Source organism: Pseudoclavibacter soli DSM 23366, from assembly GCF_000423505.1.
Taxonomy (GTDB): Bacteria; Actinomycetota; Actinomycetes; order Actinomycetales; family Microbacteriaceae; genus Pseudoclavibacter_A; species Pseudoclavibacter_A soli.
Genome location: NZ_AUIC01000003.1, coordinates 465,881 through 484,127, shown reverse-complemented (window position 1 = coordinate 484,127; position 18,247 = coordinate 465,881). Strand labels below are relative to the sequence as shown.

The 18,247-nt window shown below is 64.2% G+C and carries 15 protein-coding genes; 11 read left to right on the top strand and 4 right to left on the bottom strand.

The genetic code is table 11. The features are described 5' to 3' along the window. Nucleotides 1-32: 32 nt before the first annotated feature. On the top strand, nt 33-527 hold the full coding sequence (purE, locus tag G557_RS0102260; RefSeq protein WP_028244796.1) for a 5-(carboxyamino)imidazole ribonucleotide mutase: 495 nt from the start codon (nt 33-35) through the stop codon (nt 525-527). A gap of 2 nt (nt 528-529) precedes the next feature. After that, the gene (locus G557_RS0102255) at nt 530-1,861 is read left to right on the top strand and encodes an LCP family protein (protein ID WP_036960319.1); all 1,332 of its coding nucleotides are present in this window, start codon (nt 530-532) and stop codon (nt 1,859-1,861) included. Between the two features lie 16 nt (nt 1,862-1,877). Here the strand turns inward: G557_RS0102255 and G557_RS0102250 are convergent, their stop codons facing one another. Then, nucleotides 1,878-3,011, bottom strand: a complete 1,134-nt coding sequence (locus tag G557_RS0102250) for a glycosyltransferase (protein ID WP_028244794.1) — start codon at nt 3,009-3,011, stop codon at nt 1,878-1,880. Between the two features lie 49 nt (nt 3,012-3,060). Continuing rightward, a complete protein-coding gene (gene galE / locus G557_RS0102245; RefSeq protein ID WP_028244793.1) occupies nt 3,061-4,047 on the bottom strand; it encodes a UDP-glucose 4-epimerase GalE in 987 nt (328 codons plus the stop codon). Nucleotides 4,048-4,159: 112 nt separating this feature from the next. Here galE and G557_RS0102240 point away from each other — a divergent pair, with 112 nt between their 5' ends. From G557_RS0102240 to G557_RS0102230, 3 genes are read left to right on the top strand one after another with little or no spacing between them, the layout of a single operon-like run. Next, nucleotides 4,160-4,477 carry a WhiB family transcriptional regulator gene (locus G557_RS0102240; protein ID WP_084626920.1) on the top strand — a complete coding sequence of 106 codons (318 nt, stop codon included), beginning with the start codon at nt 4,160-4,162 and terminating at the stop codon, nt 4,475-4,477. A gap of 10 nt (nt 4,478-4,487) precedes the next feature. After that, on the top strand, nt 4,488-7,301 hold the full coding sequence (locus tag G557_RS0102235; protein WP_028244791.1) for a glycosyltransferase family 2 protein: 2,814 nt from the start codon (nt 4,488-4,490) through the stop codon (nt 7,299-7,301). Continuing rightward, on the top strand, nt 7,291-8,736 hold the full coding sequence (locus G557_RS0102230) for a DUF5719 family protein (protein ID WP_028244790.1): 1,446 nt from the start codon (nt 7,291-7,293) through the stop codon (nt 8,734-8,736). The genes G557_RS0102235 and G557_RS0102230 overlap by 11 nt, the downstream gene beginning before the upstream one ends. Nucleotides 8,737-8,745: 9 nt before the next feature. Here the strand turns inward: G557_RS0102230 and G557_RS0102225 are convergent, their stop codons facing one another. Next, complete coding sequence (locus tag G557_RS0102225; protein WP_028244789.1) at nt 8,746-9,156, bottom strand: hypothetical protein; 411 nt, start codon at nt 9,154-9,156, stop codon at nt 8,746-8,748. 90 nt (nt 9,157-9,246) lie between these two features. Between G557_RS0102225 and ahcY the strand changes: the two genes are divergently transcribed. From ahcY to G557_RS0102205, 4 genes are all read left to right on the top strand, one after another. Then, nucleotides 9,247-10,722: an adenosylhomocysteinase gene (ahcY, locus tag G557_RS0102220; protein ID WP_028244788.1), complete on the top strand. Its 1,476-nt coding sequence runs from the start codon at nt 9,247-9,249 to the stop codon at nt 10,720-10,722. Between the two features lie 62 nt (nt 10,723-10,784). Further along, the gene (gene mtrA / locus G557_RS0102215) at nt 10,785-11,459 is read left to right on the top strand and encodes an MtrAB system response regulator MtrA (RefSeq protein WP_028244787.1); all 675 of its coding nucleotides are present in this window, start codon (nt 10,785-10,787) and stop codon (nt 11,457-11,459) included. 16 nt (nt 11,460-11,475) lie between these two features. Beyond that, entirely contained in the window at nt 11,476-12,999 is a 1,524-nt protein-coding gene (mtrB, locus tag G557_RS11125; protein WP_211220504.1) for an MtrAB system histidine kinase MtrB, read from the top strand. Next, entirely contained in the window at nt 12,996-14,678 is a 1,683-nt protein-coding gene (locus G557_RS0102205) for an LpqB family beta-propeller domain-containing protein (RefSeq protein ID WP_028244786.1), read from the top strand. Before mtrB ends, G557_RS0102205 begins: the two co-directional genes overlap by 4 nt. Here G557_RS0102205 and G557_RS14270 read toward each other — a convergent pair. Beyond that, on the bottom strand, nt 14,642-14,899 hold the full coding sequence (locus tag G557_RS14270; RefSeq protein ID WP_245542748.1) for a hypothetical protein: 258 nt from the start codon (nt 14,897-14,899) through the stop codon (nt 14,642-14,644). The genes G557_RS0102205 and G557_RS14270 overlap by 37 nt on opposite strands. A gap of 3 nt (nt 14,900-14,902) precedes the next feature. On the opposite strand from G557_RS14270, the gene G557_RS11120 reads away from it, so the two are divergent. Together G557_RS11120 and secA are read left to right on the top strand one after the other, a co-directional pair. Then, nucleotides 14,903-15,463 (top strand): ComF family protein, encoded by a 561-nt coding sequence (locus G557_RS11120; protein ID WP_051224152.1) that lies wholly within the window; start codon nt 14,903-14,905, stop codon nt 15,461-15,463. 77 nt (nt 15,464-15,540) lie between these two features. Then, nucleotides 15,541-18,240, top strand: coding sequence for a preprotein translocase subunit SecA (gene secA, locus G557_RS11115; protein WP_084626918.1), 2,700 nt, complete (start codon nt 15,541-15,543; stop codon nt 18,238-18,240). The last annotated feature ends 7 nt before the right edge of the window (nt 18,241-18,247 follow it).

Below are 18,247 nucleotides of genomic sequence, written 5' to 3'. Positions count from 1 at the left end.
CTTTAGCGGATCGAAAGGATGGTGTGCGAACGATGAGTGCAGAAGTGGCAGTGGTCATGGGGTCAGACTCCGACTGGCCGGTGATGTCCAAGGCAGTCGAAGCGCTTGACCGGTTCGGCATCTCTCACGAGGTCGAGGTGGTCTCGGCCCATCGCACGCCGAAGCGCCTGATCGAGTTCGGCTCCGAAGCCAGCGCTCGCGGCATCAAAGTCATCATCGCCGGGGCAGGCGGTGCAGCGCATCTGCCGGGCATGCTCGCTTCGGTCACCACGTTGCCCGTGATCGGTGTGCCAGTGCCGCTGGCCAAGCTCGACGGGCTCGACTCACTGCTGTCGATCGTGCAGATGCCGGCGGGCATTCCTGTGGCCACCGTCGCGATTGGCAACTCGTTCAACGCCGGGTTGCTCGCCGCGCGCATCCTCAGCGTGCACGATGAGCGTCTGCGTGATCGGCTGGCCGACTACGCCGAAGAGCTCACCGAGTTGGTCGCTCAGAAGAATGCCGCGCTGCAGGAGCGACTCGCCTGACCATGTCGTATCAGACGCCGCTGCGCACCCCCCGGCAGCAAGACGAGCCGCTCATGCGACGGCGCGCCTGGTGGATCATCCTGCTCAATTTTCTGGTACCCGGACTGCCACAGGTGGTTGCCGGCAACCGTCGACTCGGCCGCCTCGGGCTGACTGTCTGGCTGTTGGGCATCGCCGGTGTGGTGTGGTTGCTCATCGCCTCGCATGGCGATATTTCAGGTGTGGTGAGCTGGCTTACCAGCACGTGGGTGCTCACTGCAGTGCAGGCTGTGCTGGTGGCCTGGTGTGCGCTGTGGGTGGTGCTCACCATCGACGCGTTTCGCCTGGCCCGCATCGGGCGGGTACGTCCCCGAGCGCGGGTGGCGCTGAGTCTGCTGACTGTCGCCGGGCTGGTGGCAGGTTCGTTTGTCACTGTGCAGGCCGTCTCATATGTGAACTCCGCCAAGGGAGTGCTCGACCAACTCTTTGCCGACCAGGGATCGCTCGACCCCGTCGACGGCCGCTACAACTTTGTGCTGCTGGGAGCTGACAGTGGCGAGGGGCGTGAGGGCATGCGCCCTGACTCGATCACGGTGGTGAGCGTCGACGCTGAGACCGGCGCTGCCGTCATGATCGGCATTCCCCGCGATCTGCACCCGGTGCGCTTTCCGGCCGACTCACCGCTGAACGGGGTGTACCCCAGCTCGTGGAAGGCCAATGGCGCGTATACCTACGCGACGCAGATCAAGACCGACCTGTACCCGGATATCGATGACTCCACCGGGTTCACACAGGGCATGCAGGCTATGAAAGATGTGGCCTCAGGAGTTACCGGTCTGCAGATTCAGTACTATGTGCTGATCGATATGAACGGCTTCGCGGCCATGGTCGACGCACTTGGCGGAGTCGACATCGATGTGCAAGAGCATCTCGACTTCGTCGACGGCAGTGACACCAACCACGTCTATCACGGCTCAGTCGAAGCAGGAATGCAGCATATGGACGGTGAGACGGCGCTGTGGTACGCCCGCTCGCGCAAGACGACCAGCGACTGGGATCGCATGCGCCGACAGCGTCAGGTGCAGGAGGCACTGCTCAAGCAGTTCACGCCGCAGACGCTGTTGACCAAGTTTCAAGACATTGCCGCAGCCAGCCCTGAGTTTGTGAACACCGATATTCCGAGATCTGGGGTGGGTGTGCTCACCCGATTGGCCGGGCTCAGCCGTGAGCAGGAGATCGGCACGCTCGAACTCACACCGCCACAGTTCGCCGAGAGCAACCTCGATTGGGGCTCTGTCGACAGCGCGGTTGCCGATCTGCTGGCGAGTTCTGCGGCCTCGACCTCAACGAACTGACCGCTCAGCGAGCGCCTCAGAGTTCGGCGTGGAGTGTCCAGACTGCCCGTGCGGAGTCTTCCCAAGTGAAAGAGCGAGCTCGATCGGCGCCTTCTTGCTGCAATACGCGCAGCTGCTCTCGGTCGGTGGTCACCGTGGTGATTGCCTGCGCAAGCTGATCGACCAGATCGAAGCTGTCGGCGCTGACGGACAGGCCAGCGCCACCGGTGATCTCAAGCATGTCTGGGGTGCCTGCATAGATGACTGGTGTGCGGGCAACCATCGCGTCGAACAGGCTGAGCCCCGAGCTGTCTTCGTTGCCGAGAGCGATCAACGCGAGAGCACGGGTATTGAGCACAGCCAAAGACTCTTCGTCGACTTCGGCAAATGGCAGCACCTGCTCAGCTGTCAGCCCCGCCTGATCGCGCAGCGACTCGATCGAGGTGTCGCCGGGGCGAGTGCGACCGGCCACGATCACCGGGACACCTGCGTCAGCCCGCGCCACGGCCGTCAGGATGAGCCGAAGATTGGTCTCACCCTCGGCTGCATACGTCAGCAGAAACTTCGCCGGGCAGCCAAGTTCGGTGGCCCGAGTAGCCACGGGGCCACGTGCGACCATCGTGCGTGACGGAGACATCGGGATCACCTGGATGCGGTCGCCCAGTGTGGTGCGCTCGTCGAGAATCTCCGCGACAGAGTGGCGGGGAACGACCACAGCGTCGGCAAAACGCTCGATGCGGCGCAGCAGACGGCCAATTCGGGCGCGCGCAGTCAACGAGAGGTCGGCGGTGTCATCCCAATACCGTGCGGAATGTACCGTGACCACGGTCTGCACTCCAGGATCGAGACGTCGGTTGTGCGCGAACAGCGGTGCCAATGTGGTGGGAGAGTGGGTCAGGCCGTCGGGGAGCATGCGCGGTGGAATACCGACATTCCAAGCCAGCGCCAGCTGCGCGCTGGAAGCGGGCAGCTGAATCAGATCTTCGAGGCCGGGGAGGGCAGCGCGCACCTCGGCGATGCTTTCAGCCGAGTGGGTGCCAGTCACTGCCTGCACAGAGCACGCATCTGGAGCCGTGCGGATAAGCGCCGCAGTGAGCTCACGTGTGTACCGTGTGGTGTCGTCTGGGACGGCAGTGAAGAGGTTGTCGACGATGACCCGCAAAACGGTCACAGGGATGCCCTCCTCATGTCAGCGGAAAAGACTGCGGGTCGCAAGTGTATCAGTCAGCAGCAGGGTGATCATGGCGCAGGCGCCATGCACTCCATGCGCTCGTCACGATCTCGCTGAGGCCGTGACTCGCCTGCCAACCGGTCACGCTGGTGATGCGCGAGCTGTCGGCAATCAGCTGGGCCGGATCGCCGGCGCGACGTTCGCGCACCTCAGGCGTGACGTCGGAGCCAGTCACCCGCAGAATCTCGTCGACGACCTCCCGAACGCTGTAGCCGGTGCCAGTGCCGATATTGAACGTCGACTCGGGGCGGTCGTCGCCGCGCAGGTAGTCGAGCGTGGCCAAGTGCGCCTCAGCCAGGTCATAGACGTGGATATAGTCGCGTACACACGTGCCGTCGGCGGTGTCGTAGTCATCACCGAAGATCAGCGGTGCCGCACCACGTTCGATGCGTTCGAAGACCATTGGCACCAAGTTGAGCACAGCGGGATCGCCCAGGTCGTCCCAGCCAGCGCCTGCGACGTTGAAGTACCGGAGTTTGGCAACGTGCACGCCGTGGGCCTTCGCGACGGCGTCAAGCAGCCACTCGCCGGCGAATTTCGTCTGACCGTACGGATTGATCGGGCGGCAGTGGTACTCCTCTGTGACCACAGCGACATCGGGCTCGCCATAGACTGCGGCCGATGACGAGAACACCACATTGTCGACGCCGGCGTCGACTACTGCGCCGAGCACATTGTTGAGACCATCGAGGTTCTGGCGGTAGTACCAGAGGGGGCGCTCAACGGACTCTCCGACCTGCTTCTTGGCTGCGAAGTGAATGACCGAGTCGACTTCTTCGCTGCGCATCAGATCAGTGAGATGTGCGCGTGCCGAGGGTTCAGAAATATCGAACTGATGCAGTGTGGCGTCGCCCACTCGAGTGGCGTCACCAGTGGTGAGATCGTCGACGACGATGACTCGATCGCCGCGCTCTTGGAGAAGACGTACGACGTGCGCGCCGATATAGCCGGCGCCGCCGGTAACGAGAGTGCTCATGGTTTTCGACTATAGCCGGTCTCATGACCGCTCGACTTGACTCAGACGAACTACACCGGTGTAATGAGTTTGTCCGGATGTCAATGAACCAGTCAAAGGAAGGGGCGTGCCCATGCCGAGTGATCGACTGAGTGCCGTACCCGAAGACTGGTTCGACGATCCTATTCTTCGCGGTGTCGCAGGGTACACCGAGCACGCAGGCGAGTCCGAAGAGCTCTCGTGGCAGGTGCAGGCGCTGTGCGCGCAGACCGATCCCGAGGCCTTCTTCCCCGAAAAGGGCGGTTCCACCCGTGACGCCAAGCGCATCTGCTCGTCGTGTGAGGTGCGCTCCCAGTGCCTAGAGTTTGCGCTCGAGAACGATGAGCGTTTCGGAATCTGGGGCGGGCTGAGTGAGCGCGAGCGCAGAAAGCTGCGGCGTCGGGCGATCTGATGGACACTCCATGAACGCTCGGGTCTTCGCCGTCGTCGTCGCCCATGACGGTGCTGATGTGCTGCCAGACACCCTGCGAGGCCTCGCAGCGCAGACCCGACCTGTGCCGGTTATCGTGGCAGACACTGGTTCTTCTGACGACTCTGTCTCGGTCGCTCGAGCGGCCAATGTGAGTTTCATTGTCAAGGCGAGTGCTCAGACGGGCTTCGGCGACGCGATCGCCAGAGCTGTTGAAGCGGTCATCCCCGATTTGGCTGATGATGACTGGCTGTGGCTGTTGCATGATGACAGTGCGCCAGAACCTGATGCGCTGGCCGAGCTGCTCGCTGAGCAGGAACGCTCTCCCAGTGCCTTGGTGCTTGGGCCGAAGGTGGTCGAGGCGCAGAGCCCGGATCGTCTCGACGAGTTCGGCCTGACCATGACCGTGCGAGGCGAGAAGATCAGCCCCGCCACGGGCGAGCTCGATCAGGCTCAGTTCGACACCCAGGCTGACGTGCTCGCTGTGGGCACCGCTGGCATGTTGGTGCAGGCCGGGCTGTGGCGGCGTCTCGGTGGGTTCGACCCGCTGCTCACCTTCAGCGATGACGGGCTTGACTTCGGTGTTCGGGCCAGGCTCGCTGGCGCTCGAGTCGTCACCGTGCCGCGCGCACGAGTGCGGCATCGCCCGCAGCGGCAAACGCTGCGCCTGTCGAACTCTCGCACTGCGGGGCCCACGTACCGGCAGATCCGTTGGGCGCAGCTGTACCGGCGCCTCAGCTATGCGAAGCCGCTTGAGTCTGTGCTGCTCTGGCTGGGGTTGCCCTTGCTGGCATTGTGGTCGACCATCGCTCATCTCACGGCCAAGCGCCCCCAGCTGATCTTGGGCGAGTGGGCCGCGGCCATGGCTGTGATGTTCAACGGTGGGCGGGTGCGTGCCAAGCGTCGTCGTATCGCTCAGCAGTCGAGTGCCGATTGGTCGGCCGTCGAGCCGCTGCTGATCTCCTCAGCTCGAGTGGGGCAGTTGCGCGCCGGCGCCCGAGAAGACGCTGCCTATGTGAGCGAGAGCCCAGATGACGATGACTCCGTGCCGTTCTGGCGGTCGAAGGCTCCGCTGGTCGCACTGATCCTGTGGGTGCTCAACGTCTTGGTCGGGTGGCGATTGATTGCCGCTTCTGCCGTAACCGGAGGCCAGGCGGCGCCAGTGGCAGACTCTTGGGCCTCAGCGTTTGCCGCGGTGACACACCTTCCCCGTGCCGGTGCCCTCGAGCTGCCGGTCTTGCCAGACCCGTACAACGCGCTCTGGCTGCTGCTCTCCACGGTGACGTTCTGGAACCCGTCGGCCAGTGTGGTGATCATGCTGCTCAGCACGCTTCCCCTGCTCTTTTTGGCGGGGTGGTACGCCGTGGGCGGCCTGACCACCGTCGGCTGGATCCGCTCGATCGGGGGAGTCGCGTGGGCGCTTTCTCCAGTTGCCGTGACTGCGCTCGTCGACGGCCGTGTGCCGGTGCTGATCTTTTTGTTCGCTGCACCGGTCGCGTTGGGCGCCTTTGTGCGAGCGACCCGGCGCCAGGCAGCACATACGCGAGCCGTTGGCCAGGCAGCCGCGGCGGGCCTCTGGGCAGCGGTCGCGCTCGTTGTCTCTCCGGCAGGGTGGCTGCTGCTGGTAGTCGGTGGGCTGATCGCTGTGGCTGTTCGACCACGCACCGCCCGACTGCTCTGGGCTCTGCTCACACCCTCGCTGGCTGTTGCTGCGGTGCAGGTGTACAACGCCGCAGTCACCGGAGTCTGGAGCTCGCTCATCGTCGACCCGGGGCCACTGGTTGACAACGTGCTGGGTCTCACGCTGCCCGGGTGGCTTGCTCAGGCGTTGAACACCACTGCGCTGCAGCAGCTCGTGCCGGTGCTGTCGGGGCATGCGACCATCGCATTGGCGGTGGCTGCGCTGCCCGTCGCGGGCATGCTGGCGCTGCTGGTGATTTCGCTGTTGACCGAGCGTTGGCGTGCCGCGCTGGGCGGCCTCGTCGCCTTCTTCTTTGCGACAGCGATTGCCTTCGCCTCGCAGCACCTGCTGGTCGCCACCTCAGCCGTCGGCGAGCAGCCGATTGATGCGCTGCCGTTGCTGAGCCTGGCGTTTCTGGGGCTTCTGGTCGGGTTGGCGGGCATTGAACGGCTTCGTGGGCGGCTCATGCCCCGTATGCTCACGGCTGCCGTTGTGGTGCTGCTGGGCGCGGTTGCTGCTGCTCCAGCCGGCCTCGCGCTGGTGCACGGCGGTGCGGTGAGCCCGACCGACACGGCACGTCCGGCTCTGGTCACCGCCGACGAGCGGGCCCAGGCCGATGGGCGAGTGCTGGTCGTGACGTTGCGCTCCGACGACGTGATCGACTCCACCCTTGTCGACTCAGCGACGTTCGGCACACTGATCGGGCAGCAGCGCATCACCGAATCGATGGTGTCGAGTACCGACCAGCAGTATCAGCTGGCCGAGACCACAGCGAATCTGCTGAGCTACAGCGGGTACGACGCCAATGAATGGTTTGCGACCAACGGGGTGCGTTTCGTGCTGGTCGCTTCCAGCGACGGTGCACAGCCCGCTGAGACGCTGGTGACCGCACTCGATGCGAACTCGTCATTAGAACCGGCTGGTTCGAGTGACTTTGGGCGCCTTTGGCAGGTCAGTGACAGTGTTGCGTCGGCGCAGCCGACGACAAACATCTGGTGGTTGTCCGTGCTCGGCGGCGTGCTATTGCTGCTGTTCATTGTGCTGGCGTTGCCGATCGGCCGCAGCGGGGCTGAAGCCGAGTCTGCCGCTTTCGCCTTGCTGGAAGGAGCAGGTGATGACGACTGAGCCAGAGTCTGCACAGCGCGCCGGGCGCGCCAGTCGTGTGCTGCGCAGCGCCGCACGTTGGGCAGTGACCGTGGTCGTGGTGGCTGCGTTGTTCGGCGGCGCATGGATGGCCCGCTCAGTATCGCTGCCGACGGGCGCGGCGGTTGCCGATCCGCTTGAGGTCGTGCCACAGGCCGTTGAGAATACGCGTGTCTGCCCTGGCTCGCTGCGCACCGGAGGATCATTCAGCGCGATCGATGCCGGCCAGGCCGTGGGAGCGGCGCAGGCCGCAGCCGCGGCGACTGGCGGCCTCACCCTGACTGATCTTGGGTCTGGCTCGAGCAGCACAGCCTCGGCAGAACAGGGCGTCGTGCAGCGCAGCGGCATCGCGGCGCCACTGGCGATCACGTCTTCGACCAGCGAAGCGGATATCGCCGCGCTGAGCTGGCAGTCGGCCGATGCCGATCAAGTGCGCGGGGGCATCCTCACGCAGTGCGCCAGCCCGACGTTTGACAGCTGGATCGCTGCTGGATCGCAGACCGTCGGTCGCACCACCTCTGTGCTGCTGGCAAATCCCAGCGACCTCGAGTCAGTGGTCACGCTCAGCGTGTACACCGCGCAGGGCCAGCTGATCATCGACCGCGACTCGCTCACCGTGGCTGCGGGCGGTGTGCGCGTGCTGCCGCTGTCGGCATACTCCAATGGCGATGAACAGCTCGTGGTTCGCGTGCAGGCCAGCCGGGCTCCGGTTGCCGCCTTCGTGCAGCAGTCGACCGTGCGTGTACTCGAGGCCGGCGGTGCCGATGTGCAGGCCGCTGGGGCGGCGCCGGCGCGCACGCAGACCGTGGTCGGCGTGCACATCGTCGACAGCGTGGGCCAGACTGAGACAAGTCAGACGGCTGGTTTCGAAGACGCGCAGAACACCCTTCGTCTGCTGGCGACCGAGGCCAACACGACCGCGCATGTGCGCATCACTGGTGCGACAACCAAGGAGTTCGACGTGGTACTGACCGGCGGCGCGGTGAGTGATTCCGCGCTGACCGACCTCCCAGACGGTGACTATCGCATCGATGTCACTGCCGATGCGCCGGTGGTTGCTGCTGCCCGTACCGTCGTCGGCGGCAGCTCAACCCCCGATTTCACTTGGGTGCAGAGCGCCAACGCGATTGCAGAGCCGATGACGGTCGCAGTGCCTGACGGGGTTGCCGACGCACGACTGGTGGTGGCAGGGCAGTCTGGGCAGCAGGTCGAGGTTGAGGTCGACGGCGCCACTCGGACGGTGGAAATCGACGACACCGGGCTTGCCTCCGTCGAGCTGTCGGCGGGAGCCCGTGCGACGGTGAGCAGCGACGAGCCACTGTATTTGGCCATCTCGAGCACCACAGGGTCGACCACCTCGGCGACCGCGCTGCAGAGCGCATCGCTGAGCAGCACAGTGCACATTGTGGCCCGCTGAGGCCAGATCTCAGCGCGGCCGACCTTCGCCAGACATCTCCCAGGGCTCGCGCCCGGTGAGCTCGGCGAACGCGCTGAACACACAGTACTCCACCATCATTTGACGCTGCAGCGGATCAGCCTCGCGCATATCGGCGGAGCGTTCGATCGGCAGCCGGTGAAAAACGATGGTGCGCTGCGGACGATCGATGGTGAAGCGAGGATCATGATCGCTGATGGTGACCGGCATATCACTGAGCAGCACCATGACGTCGTCGAGTTCTGGCGACCAAGTGTTCTTGAGATATGTCGAGGTGGAGGCCACGCGATCCATCAGGCGATGTCGTCGGGAGTCGAGCGGAGGCAGCAGTGGGCCGCTCACCGGGCTCTTCAGCCTGCGGTGGCGCGAGGCGCGACCGGAGCGCATTCGACGGGGATCCATCCCTCCATCATAAGGCGGGGTGCATGCAGGCTCTCGGCAGCCCGGGTACAGTTGAGCAAGCCCACCCAGAGATGTTCATAAAGGAGCAGCATGACCACGACCGCACCGGTCACCGACTTTCAGGTTCGCGATCTCGGCCTCGCCGAGGCAGGTCGTCACCAGATTCGACTCGCCGAACACGAGATGCCCGGTCTCATGGCTCTGCGCGAGGAATTCGCGGGTAGTCGACCGCTGGCAGGCGCGCGTATCGCAGGTTCGCTGCATATGACCGTGCAGACGGCAGTGCTGATCGAGACTCTGGTGGCGCTTGGTGCGCAGGTGCGGTGGAGTTCGTGCAATGTGTTCTCGACGCAGGATGAGGCTGCTGCTGCGGTCGTGGTTGGGCCTGATGGCACTCCAGAAGACCCTCGCGGCGTGCCGGTGTTCGCCTGGAAGGGTGAGACCGTCGAAGAGTACTGGAACCTGTTGGCGCGGGTGTTCGACTGGAGCGGTGAGGCCCAGGCTCAGCAGGCTGACTGGACAGGTCCGAATCTCATTCTCGACGATGGCGCCGACGCCAGCACCTTCGTGCACTTCGGCCTCGCTGCAGAGCTCGACGCTCAGCGCATCCCGTCATCTGAAGGGCTGACCGAAGAAGAGCAGTACCTCTGGAAGGTCATCCGGCGTCTGATTGACGAGCAGCCCGGAGTGTTCGGGCGACTCGCCACGGAGATCCGCGGTGCCTCTGAAGAGACCACCACCGGCGTCTACCGCCTGGCTGATTTGGCTCGCCGCGGTCAGCTGCTCTTTCCGGTGATCGATGTCAACGATTCGGTGACCAAGAGCAAATTCGACAATGTGTACGGCATCCGCCATTCGTTGCCTGACGGCCTTGACCGCGGCACCGATGTGCTCATCGGCGGCAAGGTTGCCTTTGTGGTCGGTTTCGGCAACGTCGGCAAGGGCGCTGCCGCCGCGCTGCGTGGTCAGGGGGCTCGAGTCATCGTCTCTGAGGTCGACCCGATCTGCGCGCTGCAGGCGGCGATGGAGGGATACCAGGTCACCACGCTCGACGAAGTCGTCGAGACCGTCGATATCGTGATCACCACCACCGGCGATACCCAAGTGGTCACCGTCGACCAGTTGCTGCGTCTCAAAGACCACGCGATCGTGGGCAACGTCGGCCATTTCGACGATGAGATCGACATCGCCGGCCTGAAGCGACTCGAGGGAGCCGTACGCGTGCCGATCAAACCGCAGGTCGATGAGTGGCGACTGCCCAATGGGCGAGCCATCCTGGTGCTGAGCGAAGGTCGGCTGATGAACCTCGGTAACGCCACTGGGCACCCCAGCTTTGTGATGAGCGCGTCGTTCACCAACCAGGTGCTCGCGCAGATCGAGCTGCACACGCGCACTGAGCACTACACCACCGATCTGCACCGACTGCCCAAGCTGCTCGACGAGCGGGTGGCGCGGCTGCACCTCGACGCCCTTGGCGTGCGGCTGACCACCTTGACCGAGCGCCAGGCAGACTACCTCGGTGTGCCGGTTGAAGGCCCGTACAAACCAGATCACTACCGGTACTGACACAGGCGGCACACCGCTTCAGCTGGCATACTCTGTACAACGGTGACGCACAGGAGGCGATGATGCGATATCGCATACTCGCGGTCGATGACGATGAGGCACTTGCTGAGATGCTCGAAATCGTGCTGAGTCGGCAGGGGTGGGAGGTCGTCTCGGCTGGCGACGGCCCGAGCGCAGTCTCGGCATTCGAGCGAGAGCACCCAGATTTGGTGCTGCTTGACGTTATGCTGCCCGGGTTCGACGGCATCGAGGTGGCGCGACGCATCCGGGAATCTTCTGATGTGCCCATCGTGATGCTTACAGCTCGCTCTGACACCGACGACGTGGTGCGCGGCCTCGCTGCCGGGGCTGACGATTACGTGCCCAAACCCTTCGCCCCGCAAGAGCTGGTGGCTCGAGTGCAGGCACGGCTGCGTCGGCTGAGCGCCACCGGCCCCGAGGTGCTGCACCTGGGTGACCTGCTCATTGAACAGGCCGCGCACCGGGTCACCCGTGACGGTCAAGAGGTCGCCCTCACGCCGCTTGAATTCGATCTGCTGGCTACCCTCGCTTCGGAGCCTGACCGGGTGTTCAGCCGTGACGAACTGCTCGAACGCGTGTGGGGGTATTCGTATAAGGCCGACGCCCGACTGGTTAACGTTCATGTGCAGCGACTGCGAGCGAAGATCGAGCGTGACCCCGAAAACCCCCGCTACGTGCTGACGGTGCGGGGCATCGGCTACGCTGCGGGGCGCTGAGATGCCCGGCCGTCGCATGCCGCGGGCAGTGCGATCGGTGCTGCAGTGGCTGCGCCGCTCGCTGCTGGCCCGAGCCACTGCGGTGTCTCTGGTGCTCAGCCTGACTGTTTCGGTCATCGTGTTCGGTCTGCTCACACTGCGCATCGCCTCACAGCTTTATGACGCACGGCGTGACAATGTGCTCGCGGTGAGCACGACGGCCGTGTCAGATGTGAAGTCGCTTGCGCTGGCCTCCACCGCGCAAGACGATCAAACCCTGCAGGTGCTGAAAGCGTCGATGCTGCGCGCTGCGGAGGCCACTTCTGGGTCGCAGGAGGTTGCGCTGCTGCACACCGCAGACAGCGTCGGTGATTTGGCCGGCACTGATCTGATCAGCGCGACGCTCGAGGCCGACCAGATTCCCGATCGACTGCGTGAGCAGGTGCGTGCCGCACCCGACAGCATTTACTGGCAGCCGGTGAGTATCGGTGGTGAGACCCCGGGCATCATGGTGGGCACGACGGTCTCGCTGCCGCTGGGCGGTGACTACGAGCTGTACATTCGCTATTCGCTGGAGGCCGAGCAGCAGACGCTGAGTTTCGTGCAGTGGATGCTCTCGATCGGAGCCGCAGTGCTCACGCTTGCCTCGGTCGCGATCACCGCGGCCAGCGCCGCGGCCATTCTGCAGCCCATTCGTCGCACGGCAGAGGCCTCGCGAAGGCTCGCCGCCGGAGATCTCGGGCAGCGGCTGCCGCAGACCGGTGCCGACGAAGCGGTTGATCTGGGTTCTTCGTTCAACATCATGGCCGACGCGCTCGAGAGTCGTATCACCGAGCTCAAGACACTCTCCACCGTGCAGCAGCGCTTTGTCTCTGATGTCTCTCATGAGCTGCGCACACCGGTCACTACCATTCGCCTGGCCGCTGACGTGGTCTATGACAGTCGGGCAGAACTGCCGCCGCGAGCCGCACGGTCTGCCGAGATTCTGCACGCACAGGTCGAACGGTTCGAAGTGCTGCTCAGCGATCTGCTCGAGATGAGCCGTTTTGATGCGGGTGTGGCCGGGGTGCATCCAGAACTCACCGACGTCGGTCAGCTCGTGCTGGGGGTGGTCGATGGAGCCCGAATGCTGGCCGATGACCGTGGGTGCTCGCTCGACGTTGAGATCGGGCAGACACCGGAGATTGCCGAGATTGATGCCGGGCGCATTGCCCGTGCCGTGCGAAACCTGCTGGCCAACGCCATTGAGCATGGGCAGGGGCGACCCATCCGAGTGCAGGTCTCCGACGCTCAGCTCACGATCGATGGCCTGGCGCGGGCGGCGGTCTCCATCTCCGTGATCGATCAGGGTGTGGGCCTGGCCCCAGACCAGCTGACGCATGTGTTCGACCGCTTCTGGCGAGCAGACACCTCTCGGCAGCGCACGCTCGGGGGAACCGGCCTTGGGCTGGCCATCACGCGAGAAGATGTGCAGCTGCACCACGGCATCATCACCGTCGAGTCCACGCCAGGTGAGGGGTCGACGTTCGCGATCATCCTGCCGAAGGAGGCTGTCGCATGAGACGTCGACATCTGCATCGTCTGCATCGGGCTCTCGTCGGTCTGATGCTCGTGGCCGTGACCGCCTCAGGTTGTGTGCGCCTGCCCGACAGCGGCAGCCCAGAGCGGGTGGGCGACCAGACGGTCTCTGGAGACACCGGGTATGTGGTCAACGCCTCCGGCCCGAGTGATGGCGCCTCTCCAGAGGAGATCATCACCGGCTTCATCCTGGCTTCTGCCGACACAAGGGCCTCGCACGCCGTCGCCCGTGAGTATCTCACCGATGAATTCGCGCAGACCTGGCACCCTGACCAGCAGGTGCAGGTGATCACCGATTCGCCGAGTCTGCAGCACAGCGACGGAGACGTCTATATCGCCACCGGCCAACGATCGGCAGTGGTCGATGACATCGGCGTTTTCCGCCCAGCCGGTGACACCGTGGCAGATGCGTATCGATTGACCGAAGTCGACGGACAATGGCGCATCGACTCTGCACCGCAGGGCATCACCCTCACCCAGGCGAGCTTCAGCTTGGTGTATCGATCGGTGTCGCTGGCCTATCTGGGGGCTGGCGCGGGCTCGCTTGTCGCCGACGTGCGCTGGTTTCCTGTCGGTGACCAAGCGGTCACACGTATTGCTTCGGCCTGGTTTGCTGGGCCGAGCCCGCTGCTCAAAGGCGTCGTCGGCACCGCGCTGACCAGTGATGTGCGCATGGCCGTCGACTCGGTCGCGGTCGCTGACGGAGTGGCTGCGGTCTCATTGAACGCGGATTTTCTGATGCTTGGGCAGACCGAGCAGCGCCAGGTGAAGACGATGCTGGTGCGCTCGCTCACCCAAGTGTCGAATGTGACTGATGTGAGCATTGTGGTCAATAATGTGCCCATCGATGTGCAGGAGTACTCCTCCGACGAACTCGACTTCGAACAGGTGGATGACGGGCGCATGATCGTGGTCAACAGCGGCGGCGCACAGGTGCTCGATGAGAGCGCGTGGACGCCCGAATCAGACCCCGGTGAGACGAACACACGCATCACTCAGTCGCTGAGCGGAGTGACAGTGCTCTCGCTCGCGGTGGTGAACGGGCGCTTCGTCGCGGCAACGGGCACCGAGCTGCGCTGGATGGGCGCCGATGGCGCTGCGCATACCACGGCAGACATCGCCTCCACTGCGGTGTCGCTCGATCGCCAGGGCTATGCCTGGTATGTATCCCGTGGACAGATCACCTGGCTCGACCTCGACTCCGGCGACAGCGGTGTGCTCGATCTCGGGGGGCAAAAAGTGCAGCAGGCGATCATCACCCCAGACGGGTCGCGCCTCGGCGTGGCCGTCGGCCCTCAAGGGCAAACGACCATCGAGGTCGTCGGTGTGGCCAGAAACGCACAGGGGCATCCAGCGGAGACCACTGCTGCGGTGCAGCTGGGCACGGGCGAGGCGGTCTCGGCATTCAGTTGGTATGCCGATGACACTCTGCTGTGGGCGAGCCCGACAGACGCCGGCAGCACGGTGACGTTGGCTGCGATCAGCGGGCAGACGACGCAGACTGCCCAGACCACTGGAGGTCAGGCCATCGACGCGCTCGTCGCCGGCCCGCGCACAGCATCCATTCGTGCGCTCGCGGGAGGCAGCGTGCTCACCCAACAGGGCACCTCGTGGGTTGATGCGCGTCAGAGCTTCTCGGCTCTGGCCTGGATCTGGCGCTGATCTCTCCACAGATCGCCGGTGCCGCCTGTCGCGAATGAGACGAGTGCGGCAGCATGGGTGACATGAAACGATCGCGACGGTTCGCGCCCGCTGCGCCCGCTGCGCTCGCTGCGCTCTGTTCCAGCCTTCTCGATCTGCTGATGCCCGCGCATTGCGTTGGCTGCGGCCGGGCCGGGCGACTCTGCTGTGCTGCCTGCCTGGGCTGGGCTGATGCCCCTCATGCCGTGCGCTGGGTCGACGACGGCGTGCAGGCCGTGCCAGTGGTCGGCATCTCAGACGAGCGGGGGCGGGTGCGAGCCATGGTGCGGGCGGTGAAAGATCAGGATGCCCGGGCCGCTTTGCCTCTGCTGCGCGCTGTTGCAGCTCGGCTGAGCGGTGCGCTCGCGGTGCTGCCGCAGACTCGGAGCGCACTCTGGCTGGCGCTGCCCTCAAGTGCCCAAGCGCGTCGGCGCAGGGGCTTCGCCCTGCCTGGTCTGCTCTTTTCGAGCGCAGCTCATGTGGTGAGCGACGACGGCCTCTGGCTCGTTCGCTCGGTGCGTGATCAGCGCGGGCTGAGTCGCGCGGAGCGCGCGGGCAACCTGACTGCTGCCATGTACGCCGACCAGTCGCTTGTGCAGGGGCGCACGGTGGTGCTCGTCGACGATGTGATGACCACCGGAGCCACCCTGCGGGCAGCGATAGAAGCAGTCAGTGCAGCCGGCGGTGCGGTGGTTGCAGCGGTGACGCTGGCGCAGGTGCCGCGCGAGCATCCCAGCAGAAAACTGAGAAAACACCCCGAAGCCTGACCTCGGGCGGTCGAACACGTAGAATGGGGCAGGTGTGCGCCGTGGGCAGGCGCTCGAGCTGAAGAGAAAGTAGACACGTGGCTGGAATTCTCGACAACATCCTGCGCATCGGCGAGGGTCGCGTCATCAAGCGTCTGCGCCGAATCGCCGACGAGGTCAACACACTCGAAGACGATTACAAGACACTCAGCGATGACGAACTGCACGAGGAGTTCGCTCAGTTTCAAGCGCGGTATACCGAGGGTGAGACGCTCGACGACCTGCTTCCCGAGGCGTTCGCTGCCGTGCGCGAGGCGGCATCTCGCACGCTTGGCATGCGCCACTTCGATGTGCAGATCATGGGCGGTGCGGCACTGCATCAGGGCAACATCGCCGAAATGAAGACCGGTGAGGGCAAGACGTTGGTGGCCACGCTGCCCGCGTTCTTGAACGCCATCGCAGGCAAGGGCGTGCACGTCGTCACGGTCAACGACTTTCTGGCGAAGTATCAGAGCGACCTGATGGGTCGTGTCTTCCGCGCCTTGGGTGCGACCACCGGCTGCATCTTGGCTGGGCAGACCCCACAGCAGCGGCGTGAACAGTACGCCGCCGACATCACCTACGGCACCAACAACGAGTTCGGCTTCGACTACCTGCGCGACAATATGGCCTGGCAGAAGAGCGATTTGGTGCAGCGCGAGCGATTCTTCGCCATTGTCGACGAGGTCGACTCGATCCTTATCGACGAAGCACGCACACCGCTGATCATCTCGGGCCCCGGCGACGGGCAGGCCAACCGGTGGTTCACCGAGTTCGCAAAGGTCGCCAAGCGGCTCAAACCAGAGATCGACTACGAGGTTGACGAGAAGAAGCGCACTATCGGTGTGCTCGAGTCGGGCATCGCCAAGGTCGAAGACTACTTGGGTATCGAGAACCTCTATGAGTCGGCGAACACTCCGCTGATCTCGTTCCTCAACAATGCCATCAAGGCGGTGGCGCTGTTCAAGCGCGACAAAGACTATGTGGTGATGAACGGCGAGGTGCTCATCGTCGACGAGCACACCGGTCGCATCATGGAGGGGCGTCGCTACAACGAGGGCATTCACCAGGCCATCGAGGCGAAAGAGGGCGTCGAGGTCAAGGCCGAGAACCAGACGCTCGCTACGATCACCCTGCAGAACTACTTCCGTTCGTACGACAAACTCGCCGGTATGACCGGCACAGCGCTGACCGAGGCTGCCGAGTTCTCAAGCACCTACGAGCTTGGTGTGGTGCCGATTCCGACCAACAAGCCGATGGTGCGAGTCGACAAGCCCGACCTCATCTACCGCACCCAAGAGGGCAAGTTCCAGGCAGTGGTCGACGACGTTGCCGAGCGCCATGAGAGCGGCCAGCCGGTTCTCGTAGGCACCACCAGCGTCGAGAAGAGCGAGTATCTTTCGCGCCTGCTCGCCAAGCGTGGCATCAAGCACGAGGTGCTCAACGCGAAGAACCACTCCCGTGAGGCTGCCATCGTGGCCCAGGCCGGTCGTCTGGGTGCAGTGACGGTGGCTACCAACATGGCCGGTCGAGGCACCGACATCATGCTCGGTGGCAACGCCGAGTTCTTGACCGTCGCCGAACTGGCCAGCAAGGGGCTTTCGCCCACCGAGACCCCAGAAGAGTATGAGGCTGCCTGGGACGACGCGTTCGCCGCAGTCAAAGAGCGGGTTGAGAAAGAAGCTGCTGACGTGGTGGAGGCAGGTGGTCTCTACGTGTTGGGCACCGAGCGACACGAGTCACGACGCATCGACAATCAGCTGCGCGGCCGCTCCGGCCGTCAGGGCGACCCCGGCGAGTCTCGGTTCTACCTCTCACTCGAAGACGACCTGATGCGCCTGTTCAACTCAGCGGCGGCTGAGGCCTTGATGGCTCGGTCGTCAGGGGAGCAAGAGGTTGCCATCGAATCGAAGATGGTCTCGCGTGCAGTCGAGAGCGCGCAGTCGCAGGTCGAAGCGCGCAACACCGAGATTCGCAAGAACGTGCTGAAATACGACGACGTGATGAACCGCCAGCGTAAGGCGATCTACGCCGACCGCCGCCGCATCCTCGAAGGCGCTGACCTGCAAGAACAGGTGCAGGGCTTCTTGACCGACAGCGTTGAGGCAATTGTCGACGACCACGTGACCTCGGGCACGGCCGCTGACTGGGATCTCGACGGCCTGTGGCGTGATTTGGGCAACCTGTATCCGGTGGGTGTGACCACCACAGAGATCATCGACGAGGCTGGCGATATCGGGCGCATCACCGACAAGTGGCTCAAAGAGCAGCTGCTCAGCGACGCGCGCATCGCCTACGAGCAGCGCGCCGACCGTCTCGGCGAGGAGGCCATTCGCGAGCTTGAGCGCCGTGTCGTGCTTTCGGTGCTCGACCGCAAGTGGCGTGACCACCTCTACGAGATGGACTATCTCAAAGAGGGCATCGGGCTGCGCTCGATGGCGCAGCGCGATCCGTTGGTCGAGTACCAGCGTGAGGGCTTCACGATGTTCAACCAGATGATGGGTGCCATCAAAGAGGAGTCGATCGGCTTCATCTTCAACCTCGAGGTGCAGGTTGGTCATGAAGACGTCGACGGTGATGGTGTGCCTGATGTTCAGGTTGAGGCTCGTGGTCTCGAGCCCACGCAGTCGCCGGCACAGTTCAGCTACTCGGCTGCCGACGAGTCGGGTGAAGAAGAGGTGACCACGCCGGCGAAGGGCGCGAAAGCGCAGAAGAAACAGCAGGGCGGCAACCGCGCGCAGCGGCGCAGCAAGCGTTGACTTGTCT

Bases quoted from the DNA above. Each gene is read 5' to 3' on its own strand.
- purE (WP_028244796.1), top strand. From the start codon at position 33: ATGAGTGCAGAAGTGGCAGTGGTCATGGGGTCAGACTCCGACTGGCCG.
- G557_RS0102255 (WP_036960319.1), top strand. From the start codon at position 530: ATGTCGTATCAGACGCCGCTGCGCACCCCCCGGCAGCAAGACGAGCCG.
- galE (WP_028244793.1), bottom strand. From the start codon at position 4,047: ATGAGCACTCTCGTTACCGGCGGCGCCGGCTATATCGGCGCGCACGTC.
- G557_RS0102240 (WP_084626920.1), top strand. From the start codon at position 4,160: ATGCCGAGTGATCGACTGAGTGCCGTACCCGAAGACTGGTTCGACGAT.
- G557_RS0102235 (WP_028244791.1), top strand. From the start codon at position 4,488: ATGAACGCTCGGGTCTTCGCCGTCGTCGTCGCCCATGACGGTGCTGAT.
- G557_RS0102230 (WP_028244790.1), top strand. From the start codon at position 7,291: ATGACGACTGAGCCAGAGTCTGCACAGCGCGCCGGGCGCGCCAGTCGT.
- G557_RS0102225 (WP_028244789.1), bottom strand. From the start codon at position 9,156: ATGGATCCCCGTCGAATGCGCTCCGGTCGCGCCTCGCGCCACCGCAGG.
- ahcY (WP_028244788.1), top strand. From the start codon at position 9,247: ATGACCACGACCGCACCGGTCACCGACTTTCAGGTTCGCGATCTCGGC.
- mtrA (WP_028244787.1), top strand. From the start codon at position 10,785: ATGCGATATCGCATACTCGCGGTCGATGACGATGAGGCACTTGCTGAG.
- mtrB (WP_211220504.1), top strand. From the start codon at position 11,476: ATGCCGCGGGCAGTGCGATCGGTGCTGCAGTGGCTGCGCCGCTCGCTG.
- G557_RS0102205 (WP_028244786.1), top strand. From the start codon at position 12,996: ATGAGACGTCGACATCTGCATCGTCTGCATCGGGCTCTCGTCGGTCTG.
- G557_RS14270 (WP_245542748.1), bottom strand. From the start codon at position 14,899: ATGAGGGGCATCAGCCCAGCCCAGGCAGGCAGCACAGCAGAGTCGCCC.